18 protein-coding genes, 2 other RNA genes and 1 riboswitch are annotated in these 17577 nt (G+C 47.4%); of the genes, 2 read left to right on the forward strand and 18 right to left on the reverse strand.

What is annotated here, in order from left to right; all coding sequences use genetic code 11:
* Positions 1–63: 63 nt before the first annotated feature.
* The 5 genes from L5M40_RS09620 to L5M40_RS09640 all read right to left on the reverse strand — a co-directional run bounded on the left by L5M40_RS09620 (position 64) and on the right by L5M40_RS09640 (position 1933).
* A complete protein-coding gene (locus tag L5M40_RS09620; protein ID WP_063884370.1) occupies positions 64–498 on the reverse strand; it encodes a Mor transcription activator family protein in 435 nt (144 codons plus the stop codon).
* A complete protein-coding gene (locus tag L5M40_RS09625) occupies positions 488–1018 on the reverse strand; it encodes a hypothetical protein (RefSeq protein ID WP_263256583.1) in 531 nt (176 codons plus the stop codon). Before L5M40_RS09625 ends, L5M40_RS09620 begins: the two co-directional genes overlap by 11 nt.
* Complete coding sequence (locus L5M40_RS09630) at positions 1015–1629, reverse strand: gp16 family protein (protein WP_263256584.1); 615 nt, start codon at positions 1627–1629, stop codon at positions 1015–1017. Before L5M40_RS09630 ends, L5M40_RS09625 begins: the two co-directional genes overlap by 4 nt.
* A complete protein-coding gene (locus tag L5M40_RS09635) occupies positions 1623–1844 on the reverse strand; it encodes a hypothetical protein (RefSeq protein ID WP_131524992.1) in 222 nt (73 codons plus the stop codon). The genes L5M40_RS09630 and L5M40_RS09635 overlap by 7 nt, the downstream gene beginning before the upstream one ends.
* A 28-nt stretch (positions 1845–1872) precedes the next feature.
* Positions 1873–1933: hammerhead ribozyme type II (locus L5M40_RS09640), an RNA gene on the reverse strand.
* A 76-nt stretch (positions 1934–2009) separates the two neighbouring features.
* Between L5M40_RS09640 and L5M40_RS09645 the strand changes: the two genes are divergently transcribed.
* The gene (locus tag L5M40_RS09645; RefSeq protein ID WP_263256586.1) at positions 2010–2369 is read left to right on the forward strand and encodes a hypothetical protein; all 360 of its coding nucleotides are present in this window, start codon (positions 2010–2012) and stop codon (positions 2367–2369) included.
* 7 nt (positions 2370–2376) lie between these two features.
* Here L5M40_RS09645 and L5M40_RS09650 read toward each other — a convergent pair.
* The 10 genes from L5M40_RS09650 to L5M40_RS09695 all read right to left on the reverse strand — a co-directional run bounded on the left by L5M40_RS09650 (position 2377) and on the right by L5M40_RS09695 (position 8151).
* Positions 2377–2449: hammerhead ribozyme type II (locus tag L5M40_RS09650), an RNA gene on the reverse strand.
* Between the two features lie 11 nt (positions 2450–2460).
* Positions 2461–2760, reverse strand: a complete 300-nt coding sequence (locus tag L5M40_RS09655; RefSeq protein WP_131525304.1) for a hypothetical protein — start codon at positions 2758–2760, stop codon at positions 2461–2463.
* 19 nt (positions 2761–2779) lie between these two features.
* Positions 2780–3418: a DUF3164 family protein gene (locus L5M40_RS09660; protein ID WP_263256587.1), complete on the reverse strand. Its 639-nt coding sequence runs from the start codon at positions 3416–3418 to the stop codon at positions 2780–2782.
* A gap of 13 nt (positions 3419–3431) precedes the next feature.
* Complete coding sequence (locus L5M40_RS09665) at positions 3432–3710, reverse strand: hypothetical protein (RefSeq protein ID WP_173247647.1); 279 nt, start codon at positions 3708–3710, stop codon at positions 3432–3434.
* An 11-nt stretch (positions 3711–3721) separates the two neighbouring features.
* Complete coding sequence (locus L5M40_RS09670; RefSeq protein ID WP_263256590.1) at positions 3722–3967, reverse strand: hypothetical protein; 246 nt, start codon at positions 3965–3967, stop codon at positions 3722–3724.
* Between the two features lie 2 nt (positions 3968–3969).
* The gene (locus L5M40_RS09675; RefSeq protein ID WP_131525301.1) at positions 3970–4182 is read right to left on the reverse strand and encodes a hypothetical protein; all 213 of its coding nucleotides are present in this window, start codon (positions 4180–4182) and stop codon (positions 3970–3972) included.
* 42 nt (positions 4183–4224) lie between these two features.
* Positions 4225–5190, reverse strand: a complete 966-nt coding sequence (locus L5M40_RS09680; RefSeq protein WP_263256592.1) for an AAA family ATPase — start codon at positions 5188–5190, stop codon at positions 4225–4227.
* A gap of 58 nt (positions 5191–5248) precedes the next feature.
* Complete coding sequence (locus L5M40_RS09685) at positions 5249–7246, reverse strand: transposase domain-containing protein (protein WP_263256593.1); 1998 nt, start codon at positions 7244–7246, stop codon at positions 5249–5251.
* A complete protein-coding gene (locus tag L5M40_RS09690) occupies positions 7243–7728 on the reverse strand; it encodes a hypothetical protein (RefSeq protein ID WP_131525295.1) in 486 nt (161 codons plus the stop codon). The genes L5M40_RS09685 and L5M40_RS09690 overlap by 4 nt, the downstream gene beginning before the upstream one ends.
* A gap of 120 nt (positions 7729–7848) precedes the next feature.
* Positions 7849–8151 (reverse strand): transcriptional regulator, encoded by a 303-nt coding sequence (locus L5M40_RS09695; protein WP_263256595.1) that lies wholly within the window; start codon positions 8149–8151, stop codon positions 7849–7851.
* A gap of 160 nt (positions 8152–8311) precedes the next feature.
* Between L5M40_RS09695 and L5M40_RS09700 the strand changes: the two genes are divergently transcribed.
* The gene (locus tag L5M40_RS09700) at positions 8312–9073 is read left to right on the forward strand and encodes an XRE family transcriptional regulator (RefSeq protein ID WP_263256597.1); all 762 of its coding nucleotides are present in this window, start codon (positions 8312–8314) and stop codon (positions 9071–9073) included.
* 242 nt (positions 9074–9315) lie between these two features.
* Here L5M40_RS09700 and L5M40_RS09705 read toward each other — a convergent pair whose 3' ends face one another.
* The 3 genes from L5M40_RS09705 to L5M40_RS09715 all read right to left on the reverse strand — a co-directional run bounded on the left by L5M40_RS09705 (position 9316) and on the right by L5M40_RS09715 (position 17178).
* A complete protein-coding gene (locus tag L5M40_RS09705) occupies positions 9316–10299 on the reverse strand; it encodes a two-component system response regulator (RefSeq protein WP_263256599.1) in 984 nt (327 codons plus the stop codon).
* 48 nt (positions 10300–10347) lie between these two features.
* On the reverse strand, positions 10348–15675 hold the full coding sequence (locus L5M40_RS09710) for a PAS domain S-box protein (protein ID WP_263256601.1): 5328 nt from the start codon (positions 15673–15675) through the stop codon (positions 10348–10350).
* Positions 15676–15819: 144 nt separating this feature from the next.
* On the reverse strand, positions 15820–17178 hold the full coding sequence (locus L5M40_RS09715) for an alanine/glycine:cation symporter family protein (protein WP_263256603.1): 1359 nt from the start codon (positions 17176–17178) through the stop codon (positions 15820–15822).
* 250 nt (positions 17179–17428) lie between these two features.
* A riboswitch (glycine riboswitch) is annotated at positions 17429–17558 on the reverse strand.
* Positions 17559–17577 lie beyond the last annotated feature (19 nt).

Consider the following 17577-nt stretch of genomic DNA (forward strand, 5'->3'; position numbering starts at 1 on the left):
TATCGCCAAAATAGACGAATAAAAAGGGCTACCTATTGGTAGCCCTGTGATATAGATTCGATTTCAAAACAACCGCCTTTGCTTTCTTGCGACAAATGCCGCGCGCTGTTCGGCCACAATCTCGCTCACTCTTCGCTCGGTTAAGCCATAATCGCGGCTTAATTGCTCAAGGTTGTTGCCCTTAAACTCGCGCCAAATTCGAATATCGCGCAGGGCATTTTTAAGACGTTCTCCGTTGGGAATATATACGTCACGGCCACCTAAATACGCACTCAAACTGGTCGCTAAGGCTTCGCTCACATTATCTGCATCGACAATATTATGTTGCTTAAGCGTCACTCGCATCACATCGCATAAGCTTTGCAGGGTCGATGGCCAGCGGCGAATAAAATCTTCACGTTCATCTGGCTTGAGTGTGGCTAATGTCGCCAATGCTTGCTCAAGTTCAGCGGCACTGGTCGAAAGCAAATCCAGCTGTTCACCTTGTTCATTCAGCATTGGTGCCTCCTTGTTCTGTTGCCTTGGTCTTCTTAGCTTTTGCCTTAAATTGCGCCATCTGTGCATCAAACTTGGCTTTAGTTTCAGCCAAGCTTTCAGGACGGCCATAGCTGGTGATCTCATAGCTTGGCTTTGCGTTTGCAGCGGGCGCAGCGACAGGGGTAATTGAGTGCTGGCTAATGCTTTCTAGCACTTTTTTTAAGTAATTGTGGTTGGTTAGTGGTCTTGCATTGCCTTCGGTTCTGGCAGCGCGAAGCTTGATCACCGTCTCTTCTAACGCCGCACGTAACCAGTCTCGGTTTGAGGTTAGCGCCAGTGTGTCGTTCACCAGTGTGAGCGCACGGTTAAAACTCAAGTCGCTTTTTACGGGGCGGAATAAGCCGATGTAGTTCATTAGAATCCGCCCAGTGGCACCGTCCATCGGTGCAAGTGTGGCGAGCAGCTCGCGCGCCGCATCGTCATTCACTAAGGCATCTAAGTGGATATTACTGTGGCATACAGGGCAACGGCAGAGTTTCATAGGTGGCCCTCATACTGGGCAACAATCACTTCATAACTTGCAGGGCGAGTGCCGTTTTCATTCATTTTTAAACGCTCACCACGGGCAATAATGCGCTCGATAAGTACGCGCTTATGCCAGTTTTTCAGACTTTCAAGTACCTTGTAGGCTTGCGGTTCTGTCATCCATGGGGTGGCATCAACGCCCTCATTTTTACTGCGTAGCGTCATGCGACGCACATAGGCATCAAGCGCCGATTCACTGTTATCCTGGATAACTAAGTGGTGGCCCATGGTGATCCAAATGGCACGTATTTTATCTATGCTGGCCAATTTGCTTTTACCCGCCGCAGGACTTAAACGGCGTTTAACCGCTGTTTTATTGTTGGTTACAGTAGGTTTAAAGCCCTTTTGTTTAAACACTTCTAGCGCCTGTTCAAGCTCTGGCAAGTTCATTGCCCGCAAGGAGTCTTTACCCGTGGCATTTTTCAGCATGGCGCGGTAGATGGCTTCATCGAGCTGTAATGATCCCTTAGCCACATTGATTAAAGTGATCAGGCGCTTCTTGTGTTGAGCGACTGGGTGCGCCTGCGCATTAGCATGCACAGGGGCTTTTTGATTAGTTTCTAACATTCGTCATCCTCATCGGTTGTCGCACTGGATACTATCTTGATGGCTTTAGGCTGACTCTTAAGCTGCTGCCAATTCGGTGTTGCTGCATTTAAAAAGTTAACAGCCCAAAGCTCACGATCGGCGAGCAGTTCTGCCTTAGTTTTCCCCTTACGAACGGGCCTAACTGGGCAGTTCGCAATGGCATATTTGAGTAAGCGTTTAGCATAGGGTGTCATTTCATTCGCTCTTAAAATGAGTTCATTTTGTTAGCTGCTCATCAGTACCCGATCACTACATCGGATAGACGCCTATCGGCGTTTCGCAAAAGGTGGCGGGGTTGCCCCCGCCTAATTTCTCAGTCATGGTTAAGGCGCCAACCAATAATCACAACGGAGAAAAAAATGCTGACCGAAAATGATCATGAAACCATCATTCAAGTAATGTACGAGATGATGAATGAACAACTCACTCAGCCTTTAACAGGTCTACTGGATAGCCTTTACTTCAACCTCTTAAGCCAAAACGCGATTGAACCAGGATTACTAGAACGGCAGCTATCTAGTCTGATCGATTCACTTGAAGATCATCAGATAGGAAACATGGGGCATCGCTTGCTTGAACGTTACCGCTTGCTGTCACAAAAGGCTGAATCTGGCGCTTTACTTGAATTGTTTCAAAAAGCGCAAGATAGCGAGATAACGCCGAAGCCGACATGGTTTCAGGGCGTGATCCAAGGCGGATTAGAGGAACACGATTCATAACAATACTCCTTAGCTGCTCATCAGTACCCAGCCACTACGCTGGATAGACACTAGCGACCTAGGCCGCCAGTGTTTCGCTGGGTCTTGGGCTCTAGCCCGCTGTTGCTAGTAGCCCTAAGTTGTTGAGTGACTTTTCCATAAAGAAACCGATCACAGCGCGGCGTTCGCCTGCAAACTCTTGGCTTAACTCCTTGAGCGCATTGAGCAGCGCGGCGCACATCATCAAACAGTAATGCGGCCTTTCAGCGGCTAGGCCACTGAGCTCGCTGCGCAGATTGTCAAAGCTGGCTTCAAGTAAGGTCGCTTGGCGTAATTGAAACGCCACCCGATCGAGTGCGGCTTGGTTGTCATCGAATAGGTGTTGAATGCCCGATTGTGTGCTGAGTGTCATGATGTGCTCCTTGCCCACCCTAAAGGGTGCTGATATCCAGTGGTAGTTGGGTGTATTTGCCATTAGGCTGACGCTCATATAAGCGCAGGTACTGGCTAGTGCCTGTGATTTGAATCGCATCGGCTATAGCGTCCATGGCCCGTTTCCAGTTGGCATCGTCGATATCCAGCTGGCGCAGACTGAGCACTTGGTTAACGTCGATACGACCTTGTTGGTTTACCCGAAAGGCATGCTCAACCATGGCCATCAGACGGGTATCCGCGCCACCGCTCCAACTTTTAATGCAATCATCAATCAAGGTTTTAGCGGTTTGAATGCGCTCATCAAATACGCGGTGTTCACCCACTGCACGGCGCACTTGGTACTTGCCATCAAAGCTAGTAAGTAAAATATTGCCCTTACTGCCACCGACCTTAACGCCATATTCACTGGCCGATAGTTCGGCAAAGCCATCAATTTTCGCCATCGTCATCAGTTTGAAATTAAGCATCTGTTCACGCAGTTCTTTGGCTGAACCGACAATAGCCAGCACCACTTCATCGCGCAGTTTGTCCACGGCCTTAATACGATCTTCATGAACCAAATCGCCTACAGCGTTTTTGCGGTAGCCCTGCGGAATAGCGGCTTGGTTGTGGTTTGAAATATCTTGGGTGTTCATATTCATTCCTTAATTAATGTGCTTTTCTAGATGCGGTGTGTTCGTCTAGCATCTGAGATAAAGACTGGCCCTGAACCACTTCGGTACTCATTACTTTGCGACCAGCGTTTTGTTCAACTAATGCCTTGGTGATTTCTGGCAATATATTTTTCATTGTTTTTGCGAGAACTAAGACGGTGGCATCAGAAAGTTTTCGTTCACTTTCAGGTGCAGCTTCTATCTTCATGCTGCATTCGATGCCGCAAACGTCATCAATCGCCGCATCGTTAATTTCAATAATCAGCTTGGCCATGTGCTTATCCCTTATGAATTAATTGATATTACTGAACCGTCATTTGGTTCGATTAATTGGAACGAATCATCAACCTTTACTCGGCAATATCCATAGCGAGCGATGGTTCTAGCTATAGAGTTAATGGCGCGCCACTGCGCTCTATTGGTGAAGTAAAAGGTCATCTCATTCGGCTCACTTGTATCACCCCACCAAAGGAACATCCCTGCTTGGCCGTCAAACTCTCTATCAACCTCTAAACAAATAAAGTCATCCATATCTACTCTTCCCAACGCACGGTGACGCCGTGAAATTGCACCGCCATACAACGGCGACGAATGCCTTTAATGTTCTCGATAATGTCCACAGCCATGCGGCGAAAATCAGCGGTTGGCTTGTCGATTTGCACGACTTTCACGCCACTGTGGATTACCTTCATACCGCGCAGTCTTAGGGCGCTAATCACATCGAATTTAGGGTTTTGGTGTCTCATGTCTTGCTCCTTGCTTATGCTTAAACGGGTTAGGTAACGGGCTTATTCCACGCCTTCGAGGTCTTTAAAGGCGGCACGTAAATGGTTAACGCCAATGGCGCTATTGCTGCCGCTGGCCATCATGGCGGCGAGGCGTAGGGTTTGATTGAGCAGACGCAGCGCACCAGGCTTTTCAGATATCACGGTCATCAGGGCGCGTTCGCTGTCGCCGTGAATCCCCCAAGCGGTGGCAATGGCGGTCACATCGTTTTTCTTGGCTTTATGAATGCCGACTTTTTTGGCGATACGGCTAAACAAGCGGGCAAAATCTTCATTGCGGCGGCCACCCGTTAGCTGTGCATAAACGCGGTTATTACCGACCAGCACCATGCCGACTTGGGTTTGTTCCTGCAAAATGCGCAGTTCTTCGAGGGTGGCGTAATCCAAATGATCCGCCTCATCGATGATCACGAGTCCTCCTGTACCCATGAGACGGCGCTTAATGGCACGAGCCAATGGGCCTTTGCGGCGCGGTGCATCGTCCATACCGAGTTCTAATGCCAGTTCATACAAGCATTCGCTGAGGCTGGATGCGCTGGGTGAAGCGGTGATCATCCACACGTTAGGGTTATCGTTGGCGTAGTGTTTAGCCGCTGTGGTTTTACCTACGCCCGAGGCACCAAATACCACGCTGATACACTCAGCTGCATGGGCATAGGCTAGTGCGGTATGGATTTGGTTTGCAGTTTGAGTTTGTACAAACTTAGGTGCGACAGGGTTTGTGGCGCGGTTCGTCTGCAGGGCTAACCAAGCGCTGAGCTTTTCAGCCACACCCGCAGCATCGCCACCGACGCCATCATATTTACCGTTGAGGTACTGGCTGATCACGCTAGTGCTCATATCTATCTCTTTTGCCAGTTTCGTCTGGGTGACTTTTTTGCTATCGATCATCCCTTTAATGGTGTCGATAACCTGCTGCTGTTGGTCTGGTTTCACTTCTGATTGAGAAATACTGACAACCTTGTTCATGATATTTTTTCCTTTTCCATTTCGGGTAAGAGCTGATTAAGTTGGGTTTAAACGGGTGTTAAAGTCGGTTTTTATTTTTCTCGGCAAACAATGCCGATACGCCGAGTGCAAAGGCCTCTTCAAAGTTTTCAGCCTCTGGCTGGGCGGCGACAGTGCGCACGGTATTGCCGTGACGGATATGCACCATCTCGGTGGCTGCTGGCGTTAATGGCGGCTCAGGTTCAACACCGCGCATTAACTCAGCGGCTTCAAGGTTGCTCATGCGCTTATGTGCTTTGGCAGCTAACTTATTAGCCTTGGTGAATTGGGTACGGTGGCGAGTGTGTTCGCGGGCGGCATCGGTATCACCAAAGCCAGTCGCTTGAATACAGTTGGCCTCACAGATCAGCAGACCAGACAGCGTGTAACACACCACCATGCCGTGCAGGTTATCGGGGTCGAAACGCGCGACGATCTTCTGGCCGACATAGCTATATAAAGCCTCGTGGTGATAACGGTTTTTACGGCTGGCAACCGCGCCGCCCGCATCGAGCACTATCGTTGCTTGGCTGCTAACACGTACTGCTTCGGCGCTGAGTAACAGCATGCGTTTTTGTTCCGCAGTGGCTTTACGCACCGTTGCATTTTGATAACTGGCAGCAAAGGCTTCGTCGAATGACATTACGCCGCGACACACTTCAGTTTCACGGTTTGGCCTTTGGTTAAAAGTCTGAACGCCTTCGGCTAACACCCGCATAAACACCTCAGCAGCAACGGCTTTGCTGCCATAGTTGTCGGGTTTTGCCGTTGGGTTTGCGCCAGTGTATGCACCCTCAAAGGCAATGTTTTTATCTACAAATTCGCCCAAACCACCCACGCCAAAAGCGCGTTCTATTGGCTTAGCTTGGCCATGGCCTTTGCCGTGGATCACGCTCGACCAATGCAGTTGAATACCGAGCATGGGGATCAAACCCATAGGGTCGTCAGGCTTCACTTTAAAGCGATATCGGTTAGGTACGCCGCCCGTCATCCACTTGTTGGCGGCTGCACGGGTGTTATCCAGCGTAAGTTGCTTAGGAATACCGTATTGATTGACCACATCCATTAGCGACAGGCGAATAGTGTCGGTATTTTCAGACACACCAACGCGCCAAGCGAGGATCTTGCGGGTGCGAATATCCGCCCAAAACCACGTTTTGGGTCGCAGGATTTCACCGTTATGCCAGCGCACAAATACGTTATGTTGATAGCCGTCACCATTGATCCACTCCATCGCCTCGATATCCAGCACGGTACGTTGTTGCGCGGGGTAGAGTTGCATCAGTGCATGTTCGCCTTGGCGTAACATCACTTGCTGCTCATGCGGCACTTCTATATCTAAGCGGCGTTTTAGGCTATCTAGCGAGGGGACTTGCCAGCCGTGCTTTTTAGCTGCCTTCTTCAAATTAATGTAGCTAGTTGCATAGTTAGGTTGTTCTAACCGCAGGAAGTCAGTTTTAAAGCATTCCCACGCTTCATCACTCACGGGGGCTAAACGGTTAGCGGCATTATTCATCGCCGCGATTTTGTTTTTAGTGAGCAGCTGCGGTGCCCAATCGGCTTTATCAAAGCCTTCGACCTTTTTACAGTCACGGCGCAGGGTTGGCACAGCAAGTCCAAACTCAACGGCGATATGTTCATACGCAGCCATCTTGTTGGTACCGGATTCAACTAGCGCATAAAAGGCACTCACATAAGCCAGTTTGGCTTTGGCAACAGACTGGGCGTGTTCGCCCGCACGTTCCCACAATTGCCAAAGGCTAGCGGCATCGTAACGCTCACGCGCTGCTTTAGGTTTTGGGGCATTCAGCACAGTACCGTTAAGCTCAATCTTGCCTTGCTGTGCAAGCAACTTGGCTTTAGCGGCAGGCGGTAAACTGTTGAGGTGATATTCAAAACCACCGCCACGGCCTTCACGTTTGCGGCATGTCCAACCTTCGCGCTTGGCTTTAGCGTTAATGTTTTGTGTCGTGCCAGGCATGTCAGGTAAACCGATTAATTCAGCAGCACTAAACCATTGTTTTTGTGATGTGCTCATTCATTTTCTCCATCGAACATCGCCAGCTCTGGTTCTTGGCTTTTACTGACGTTTTCGCTATGCCAGGCAATGCCACCCATCACATTGTTAAGTGCAGTGATGGTGTCTTCGGCTGCGCTTTGTCCTTGGTAAAAACGGATCAGCAATCCCATAGCTTCACTAAACGAGCCTTGCAGTTCGTTGACTTCGGTATTAGTGGCTTTACGGCCGCTGGGAATATCGATAACGAGGCGGTTGCTAGATGCAGCGATATACAAGGTCATGTAATCCGCACCACAGGCGTGCTCAAATGGGCGGATCAATACGGCAGGAATGCGACCATTCTCAAGCCATTTATATAGCGTCCACTTGCTAGGCAAACCCATCAGATCGGCAACGCGGTCTACTGAAAGGTTTTGTTTTTCGCGGGCAAACTCTAAGCACAACTCCATCGAGTGGCGCAGATTATTTGCTCGTACCTTTTTCCAGTTGCGTCTACTCATTGGGTTATGCCTTTAAAGAGGTGTTCCAAACAAAGCCAGATCTTGCAGATATGAAAATTGCGATCGCCTGACTACCATTGATCAAGTGCAGATATGAAAGAGAAGTGAACACAAATGAAATCATGCGACCTCCTTTTGTGCGTTTACACAATCATTTGTGCTAACATTGCTTTTGGTGCTTTTGTTAGGATGTAAATAGCGGCTTGGCCAAATTACGTTTGGTTCAACACCAATCGCAGTGGCGATAATGCGTTCGCCTTTAGGCCACTTTCTTGCTAAGGCATTCCACAATGTACCCGCATTACTGTACCCAGCAGCCTTTGCTACTTGGGTTAAGTTGGTACCTTGTTTTTTGAGGGCGGCAATAATGTCTGCGTGATGCCAATCATTTTTTGGGTTTGGGATAGGTTTTTGCTTATCCATTTTTTTGCCCTTTTGTTTGTGAGATTTACTAAAAAGATAACACAAATATATTCATGAACACGTTTGATTTCAAGTTAAATTCAAACATTCATGTTCATTTTTGTGATTTTTATCCATCAGGTAAACACGTTTGTTTTTAAATCAACGGTTTAGAGAAAACATGAACGAAGAAAATAAACATGAACGATCGCATTCAAGTTTTAATGATAAACATGAACGTTTTTGCGATAGGTTAAGTCTTGTTATTGGCGATGAAAGTATTCGTTCATTTGCATTGAGAGCGAATTTGTCACCACCAGTAATAAAGAAATATGTCGAGAACGATTCAACGCCGAACGTTGAAAGACTTGTGGCAATAGCTGAGGCTGCTGGAGTGACCGTTGAATGGCTTGCTACAGGTAAAGGGCCAAAGTATCCAAATGGAATTATTGAGTCTGGCCATCAAGAACAAATCATGGAGGGAAGGTGTGGGGCTTATAAAGCTAACAATGACTTTCTATCTGAGTTTGCCTTGATACCAGGCTATAGCATTCAAGTATCTGCTGGCTGGGGAAGTGAAGGTTCGGATGACATTGAGCCTAGTCGCCATCTGGCTTTTAGAAAGCGATGGCTTAAATGGCGTGGCTTTACTGAAAAGGACTTAGTCGTAGTGTGGGCCAAGGGCGATAGCATGGAGCCCATCATTAGCAACAACAACACCTTGCTAATTAACATGCAGCGCACCGAACTCACCGACGGTAATATCTTTGTCATCCGCAATGAGAACCAACTATGGGTAAAACGCGTGCAGGTTATGCCTAACGCCTGGCGCTTACTAAGTGATAATAAGTTGTATGACCCTATAGAAGTCCCAATGGATGAGCAGCACGGCTTTCAAGTTGTTGGGCAGGTTGTTCACATCTCGAAGGATATTGGGGATTAAAATTTAAACCTCTTTTAAACGTCACATAGGTTTAAATCACAGTGATCACTTTTTTAGCGGCATTTGCCTAAATTGGATCGCCATTGATCAAAATTGAGATCGCACCAATCAGATACAAAAACGGCGCGGTAGCCTGGACAACTCGCCCAGCAAACCCGCGCCGCTCCTCAATCGATCTCATTTATTCAGGCCAAATTTTATCTAATCTCGATTTAATTGGTTTCTGATCATTATTTAAGAGTCTATACAGGCAGGATTTGCTTGAACTCCTCCACCAGCTTAGGATCGAAATGTTTTCCCGCTTGATTTTCAAATAGCTCCATAGTTGCTTCAATCGTCCAAGCCTGCTTGTAAGGCCGTTGCGAAGTTAGCGCATCGAACACATCCGCAATCGCGGTGATACGCCCTTCAAGGGGAATTTCTTCGCCTACCAAGCCATTGGGGTAACCTGAACCATCCCACTTCTCATGGTGAGTTAAGGCGATACGACGGGCCATTTGCAATAACGGATCGCTATGTTCACCAATAATCTCTGCACCTATGGCAGCGTGCTGCTGCATAATTTCCCATTCCTGCGCATCAAGTTTCCCTGGCTTTTTCAGCACTGCATCGGGCGTACCGATTTTACCAATATCGTGCATAGGCGCCGCATTAAAAATCAAGTCACAAAAGGTCGTCGGTAAGCCGAGCTTTATCGCTAATATGCGAGCGTAATGACTCATGCGCACAACATGCAAACCCGTCTCGTTGTCCTTGTATTCAGCGGCACGGCCAAGACGACGGATAATCTCGAAACGGGTTTCTTCTAATTCGTGAGTACGAACTTTAACTTGTTGTTCAAGTAGACGTTTTTGATCATAGAGCGCAAGATGCGTTTTAACCCGCGCTTTAACGACAGGCGCACTGACAGGCTTAGTAATGTAATCCACCGCGCCCAATGCAAAACCTTGGGCTTCATCAGCAATTTCAGATAAGGCGGTCACGAAGATCACCGGAATATGGCTGGTCAGCGGCTCTTGCTTTAGCAGCTTGCAGACCTCATAGCCATTCATACCTGGCATCATGACATCGAGTAGAATCAAGTCAGGCCGCGATTTTGTCACTAACGCTAATGCCCTTGGCCCATCGATCGCCACTTTGACTTTGTAATCATCACCTAGAATACCAATCAAAATATCAATATTCTCAGGTGTATCATCGACGACTAATATTGTTGCTTTTTCCATTAACAACTCCACTCAATGTCACGCATTATAAATTCGCGCTACCGCTTTCTATCCTAACTGTGTAATCACATCGTCAATTAAGTCGATTGCCTCATCAAACTGATACTGGTTAATCATAGATAAAGCGGGGCTTAATGTTTGCCACATCGCACTACTTACCTGCGGCTTTAACGCATCAATTTTTGCCACAGCGCTGGCATCGGCTTCATCTAGATTCTGACGTAAGACCCGTAATGCGGCTCTCAAGTCCTCATCTGATAGCAAGTCCACCGCTTGAGGCTCGGCTTGATTCACTATCACAGGCTTAGCCTGTTCAATCGCATCGCAGATAGAGGCCACTAGCGGTTGAATTTGAACTAACTCATCTTCATAGGGCGCTTTCTCTGTTAAATGCAACTCAAGCAAACGCGCTAATTCCACCAATTTTGCCGAACTTAAATTACCCGCTAAGCCTTTAAGGGTGTGGGCGATACGCACCGCATCTTCGACTTGATTCGCCGCGATGGCTTTGCGAACCTGCTCCACGACATTACGTTGACTGCTCACAAAACGATCAAAGATTCGTTGATAAAGACGCGTCGAATGCTGCACCAGTTGCAAACCTCTATCGATATCCAGCTCAGGGTGTTCTGGCCATTTGAGCAATACCGTTTGATCAGCGCCATTGCTGACTTCACCCTGTGCGCTGGACGAAGTTAACCGAGTTGAGGCTTCCGCCCTTATCGCAGCAGAAATTCCAGAAGAAGATCCGAGGTATTTCAATAGGGTTTGATAGAGCACATTCACTTCTATGGGCTTGGCAATATGGTCATTCATCCCAGCCCGAAGACACATATCTCTATCACCAGCCATCGCATTCGCAGTCATAGCGACGACAGGTAAATTTGCCAACTCAGGCCTTTTCCTTATCGCTTTAGTGGCTTGATAACCATCCATCACCGGCATTTGACAGTCCATTAACACTAGATCGAAATGCTGTTGGGATAGCTTATCTAAGGCAATTTGTCCATTGGTCGCTATGGATAAAATAATCCCCACTTGCTCTAAAAACTCGCTGGCGACTTCGAGATTCATCTCGTTATCTTCCACTAATAAGATACGCTTCCCTTGAAGTGGTAATAATAACTGCGGCGCCAGGTCTTCGGTACGGCGTCTGACTGGCAATATGCCTTCACGGCCAATCGCATTCATTATGCCATCGAGCATGCGTGAGGCGCTGATGGGTTTACTGATGTACCCCGCCAGTGCTAATTGCTCAATTTGAGTGATAAATTCATGATTCGCATGGGCGGATACCATCAAGATCTTAGGCTGAGACTTAGCCTGTAGTTGGATCTGACGGGCGGTTTCTAACCCGTCCATACTGGGCATTTTCCAATCGATTAATGCCACTTCATAGGTCTGCAGTAAACAGCGGCTTATTGCTTCTTCACCTGAACGAACCGTATCGACTCTAAAGCCCATACTTTCGAGCGTTGTACGCATTATGTCCCTAGCGGTCGCGTTATCATCTACCACCAGCACAGACATGCCCTCAAGCTCTTGCTCAAGCACTAATTTTTGGCCCTCGGAAATTTGTAACTTCACAGTGAAATAGAAGGTGCTGCCATGACCAAATTGACTTTCGACACCAATATTGCCCCCCATGAGTTCAACGAGTTGCTTGCAAATAGCCAAGCCTAAGCCTGTACCACCGTATTTACGGGTGGTTGAAGTATCCGCTTGGGTAAAGGATTTAAATAATTTTGCTTGCTGCTGCTCAGTTAAGCCTATGCCGCTATCACGCACACTAAAACGCAGCACGACATCATCATCTTGCTGTTCAACAAGATTTAACGACAGTAATACTTCACCCCGCTCGGTGAATTTAATGTCGTTATTCATCAAGTTAATCAACACTTGACCTAAGCGTAGCGAATCACCATATAAATAACGCGGCACGTTAGGGGCGACTGCAAATAACAATTCAATCTGCTTATGTGCGGCTTTCTCAGAGAACATATCGCTGAGATCTTCCAGCATAGTATCGAGCTGAAATGGCACAGATTCGATGTCGAGCTTACCCGCTTCAATCTTAGAGAAATCCAGAATGTCATTGATAATAGACAGTAAAGACTGCGATGCCCTCTCAATCTTCTCCACATAGTTTTTCTGTTTTTTATCTAATTCGGTCTGTAAGCACAGCTGGGACATGCCAATAATGGCATTCATTGGGGTGCGTATTTCGTGGGACATATTCGCCAAGAAGTCACCCTTTGCTTTACTGGCGGCATCGGCTTGCTCTTTGGCAAGTAACAGTTCATCGGAGAGCAATTTAAGCTCTGTCATATCGACCATGCTGATCACAGCCGATTCAAATTGTCCTTGGGCATCTAACAATGCCGACACATTGACCGTCATCCATAAAGGCGCACCGGAAGGACGAATAAAACTCCTCTCGCCACGATAATGGTCAATTTTTCCACCGACCAATTCCTTAAATTGCGCCTTGGCAATATGCTTATCTTGCGCGCTAAGGACCTCAAAAATTGCGGTATTGCGTAAACTCTCCCGTGACCGCGCCATATCGGCACAGAATTGGTCATTACAATCTAAGATAACGCCTTTAACATCCACATTGACGATACCAATGGTCGCACCATCGAACAGTGCCTTAAAGTGCGCTTCACTGAGGGCTAACTCTTGTTCTATGCTCTTGCGTTGGGTAATGTCCATTACATACCCATTCCAAGTAATGGCGCCATCCTCTTCTACATGGCCGCTCGCACCCGCCTCCATCCAACGTATGCTGCCATTGGGATGGCGATAACGAAACTCGCGTATCCATTGCAGTCTGTCTTCACTCTGACCCGACAATGCCCGCACGACATCGGGCCTTTCTTCATCAAAAATCCGCTCAGCTATGATGTCAAAATTACTCATTAGATCATCGCGATGCAGCCCCAGCATTTTCATTGCCGCACCAGAGAGAAAGGTAAATCTGCGATCAGTAGGCGAGTGCCACAACAATTGGTACACGGTACAAGGAATAGACTCTGTAATATTGGTCAATTGCAGGCGCGAAGCCTCCAACTGCCCTATAGCAAGTTTACTCTCTGTGATGTCATCAATACTGCCGTCGAACCAAAGTGGAACGCCCTCTTCGGTATAACTTGCCTTACCTTTCTCATGCACCCAGCGCACACTGCCATCGCGATGGCGGATACGATATTCCACTTCAAAGGTTTCTTGCTGCGCGAGTGCCCTATCAATATGCAAATGACATGTAGGCCGATCCTCTTCTAAAATCAGCGAAGCAAAAGTACGTTGGCGATTTTCAATAAACTGACTCGCTGCATAACCCGTAATCTCAGCAATATTGTCACTGATATATTCCATGAACCATACATCCGCGATACGAGTCCGATAAACGGCGCCGGGAATATTAGTCACTAAGCCACGAAAACGCTGTTCGCTATCACGAATCTTCTGCTCAACGGCCAGTTTTTGTGTCATATCGCGTATTGAAGCCGCCACTTGCCTTTGTCCATCAAAGGCAGGGGGAAGAATACTCAGCGCTATTTCCGCAATAAATTCATTACCATCGGCTTTTAACGCCCGTACATGACGGGCATTTGCCATGCCTCTATCGCGGCCTTCGCGCAGGAATGTTTGTCGCTCAAGTACATGCCCGTTTCCTAACTCTTGCGGCAATAACGCCTCAACCTGCAAACCCAGCATAGCGCCCGTTTCGTATCCAAAGAGCTGCTGACAGCGACTGTTAGTAAAGACGATTTTCCCAAGTTCGTCGACAATGAGCATGGCCTCTGGAGCGGCTTCTAGTACGGCATTTGACCAGACTGCCGCTGAAAACTGCTCAGTAACATCGGTAAATAACATCTCCACCGACATTAACTCACCAGTATCTGATAACAACGGCTGCATAAACACATCGAGCCTTCTCAAATGCCCTTTTTCATCCAGCATTTCAACTTGATGCGAAGGCACATTTTGGCCCTTTAAGGCTAAATCGGTATATTCCCAGTTCTTCTCATTGAGAGGATTAGCCGAGAAGAGCCTTTGATATTTGCGCTTAAGCAAATCAGGGGTAATCCCCAACACCTTAGTTACCCCCTCACTAACCTGGGCGAGTTGACCATTGGGTTCGAGGGAGCAGTAGAAAGACTTTTCACTCATGCCATCAATTAGGCGCGCAAAGCGATTACCGCGGGAATCAAGAATGGCTTGTTCACGTTCTGCGAGTAATTCCGCCATTTGATTGAAGGTAGTACTCAGCGTCACAATTTCACTCACGGCACCTTTAGGTACAATGAGCTGCTGAGTTTTACCCTGTCCAAAGGACAAGATACCCGACTCGAGTAGCTCTAGCGGCCGAGTTAACCGTTTCGCCGCGAGATAACAGGTCAGCAATAATAAGAGGGTTAATAAACTTAAATTGAGGATGATAGATGCTAGATCATCAAGCAGGGAGTTGAATAAATCTTGTTCTGGCGCTAATACAATCACACGCCACTTTAATTGCGGTACAGTCGCAATACTCGCAAGATAAACAACATCTTGGTTATCAACAAACCTTGTTTGACCATCAAGCCTTTTATCCTGTAGCGTCCAAAAATCGGCATTTTTATTCTTATCGAGCCACTGGGCTGAAGTCGTTGCCAGCACTTTTTCTTTATCTACATGATAAATAAGCCGCCCTTGATCGTCTAAAACCACCAGACGATTTGGTGCAATCCCCAATTGTTTTGGCAATCCATCTAAGGCTAAATCAACCGTGGCGACTCCAAAATAATTGCCTACCTCACCAAAAGAAGCCGAATAGGTCAACATCAGAATATTCCCAGCCCCCTCATCAAAATATGCCTTTGACCAATAACCGTTCGCTTGATTGATAGCCTTGCTCCACCAATCCCAAGTGCCATCGGTATAGTCGTAGCCTTCGGCGCCAATATCGAGGTAGTGTAAATCGTTACCACCACTTGTATCGCGGTAAACATAGGGGGAAAAGAGCTTTCGATTGGGGAAGGTATTAGGTTTAAACGCGACTGCGGAGCCAAAAAAATCAGGGTTACGTTTGACTCGATTCATCAAGACACTTTTAACACTCTCAGTGTCATTCATGTCTTCTTTACTTGACAAAAAACCAATAAAATCAGCAAGACCTTGGGTGTTGGCCTGCGCATGCTCGAGCAGAAACTGCAGACGAGAAGCTGAATGACTCGCCTCTTGTGTCAGGCTATGGTAAAGCCGATTCTCTGAGGAGATATAACTAAACCAAGCGTTTACACCATAAACACTCGCCATAATTAAAATGAGAGGCAAGGCTATGTGGGATAAAATCCTACTGCGAAAAGTACGAAGTTTACTTTTTTCCATGGCGTCGCCCTAAAGCCCTCGATTTTATAAACACTGCATTTAAAAATAGCACTTATAAAGTAAACGAAGAATTTAGTGGCGACAATGTTAAAGTTAAAATAATGTGAAGTAATTTGTTGTTTTAAAAACACTAATAAGCCGTCTCTAAGAAGCCGTCTCTAAGGTTTGATTAGGTAAAATACGAGCAAAATAGCTTTGGGTTTCGGCGATAATGATATGCCTCAATCCCACAATAGCGATCAAGTTAGGGATAGCCATCAAACCATTAACCGTATCAGCCAACAACCAAATCACATCCAGTTTGATAAAAGCACCACCCGCAATCAGCACCAAAAACACCACTTGATACATGCGTAATCCGCGCTCACCGACTAAGTAATACCAACAGCGTTCACCATAATAATGCCAGCCCAAAATCGTGGTAAACGCAAAACACACTAGCGCAATCGTCACCAAATACTGACCCACAAGCGCTGAGCCTCCCAGAGCAAAAGCTGCACTCGTCATCGCAGCTCCTGCCGTCTCACCACTCCATACCCCAGTGATGATCAGCACTAACCCCGTCATAGTGCAAATGATAATAGTATCGAAGAAAGTACCCGTCATACTGACGAGACCTTGCTCAACGGGTTCATTGGTTTTAGCAGCAGCGGCGGCAATGGGTGCACTACCTAATCCAGATTCGTTCGAGAACACACCTCGGGCAATACCGATTTGAATCGCCTGCGCGACTGTCGCCCCTAAAAATCCCCCCGCAGCTGAGAGTGGCGTAAAGGCAGATTCAATCACTAAAGCTAAGGCGGGTAAAATCTGCTCGGAGAAACCGACTAAGATCCACACGCAGGCCAGTACATAACCAATCGACATCGCAGGCACAAGTTTTTGCGCCACATTTGAAATGCGCTTTACGCCACCCAAAGTGACTGCGGCAACTAACACAGTCAACACGGTCGCGGTCAACAAAGTCGGCACCTCAAAGGCAATCGTCAGTGCATCGCTGATGGCGTTAACCTGTGCAAAAGTACCGATACCGAAAAAGGCCACACCAACCCCAAAGAGAGCGAACAATTTCGCCATCCAAGGTAGACCAAGGCCGCGCTCGATATAATACATAGGGCCACCCGCAATCTGCCCACGAGCATCGGTGGTACGGTACTTTACCGCCAACATACACTCGGCATATTTAGTCGCCATGCCGAAAAATGCCGCCAGCCACATCCAAAATAACGCCCCAGGGCCACCCATTTTTATTGCCGTCGCCACGCCAACAATATTACCGGTACCGATAGTGGCGGACAGCGCAGTACAAAGCGCGGCAAAGGAAGATAAATCCCCATGACCTTTGGCGGGTTTAAACAACAATCCCATCGCCATCGGCAGACGAAATACTTGGATAAGCTTGAGGCGCACAGTGAGGTAAACCCCTGTACCCACCAGCAAACAAAGGGTAATTGGGCCCCAGACGATGCCATTAATACTGGCAAGTAAAGCTTGAAAAATCATGATATTCCTCGAATATTAAACAACAAAATTAATAAACGGAGGAGGAAAAGAAATGGCTGTGACGCGCCGCAGTCGGACGCTATTGCAAACTATTTTGACCTAATCTCGGCCGAGAATCGCCTAAGCTGAACGCTAAAAGCGTAGCAAGCGAGAGCTCTACACGAGTGCTTTCAATAAGAGCAAAAGTGCTCCATCTCAAGCAAAAGAGTAAAAATAGCCCACGACGACAAACGACAGGGACTGTGCAGTCATCCTCTCCTCTGTCCTTTTGCCTGAGCGTTTCGCGTCGCAGGTTATACAATAACACCACGACACTTTCGCCTTCGGCGCCACCTGATTGCACAATGAGTGCAACTGGTAGTCTCTCCAGAGGCTCGTCCAGTAACAGTCCACGCCTAT

Origin of the sequence: Shewanella sp. SM68, from assembly GCF_025653925.1 — a bacterium.
Taxonomy (GTDB): domain Bacteria; phylum Pseudomonadota; class Gammaproteobacteria; order Enterobacterales; family Shewanellaceae; genus Shewanella; species Shewanella oncorhynchi.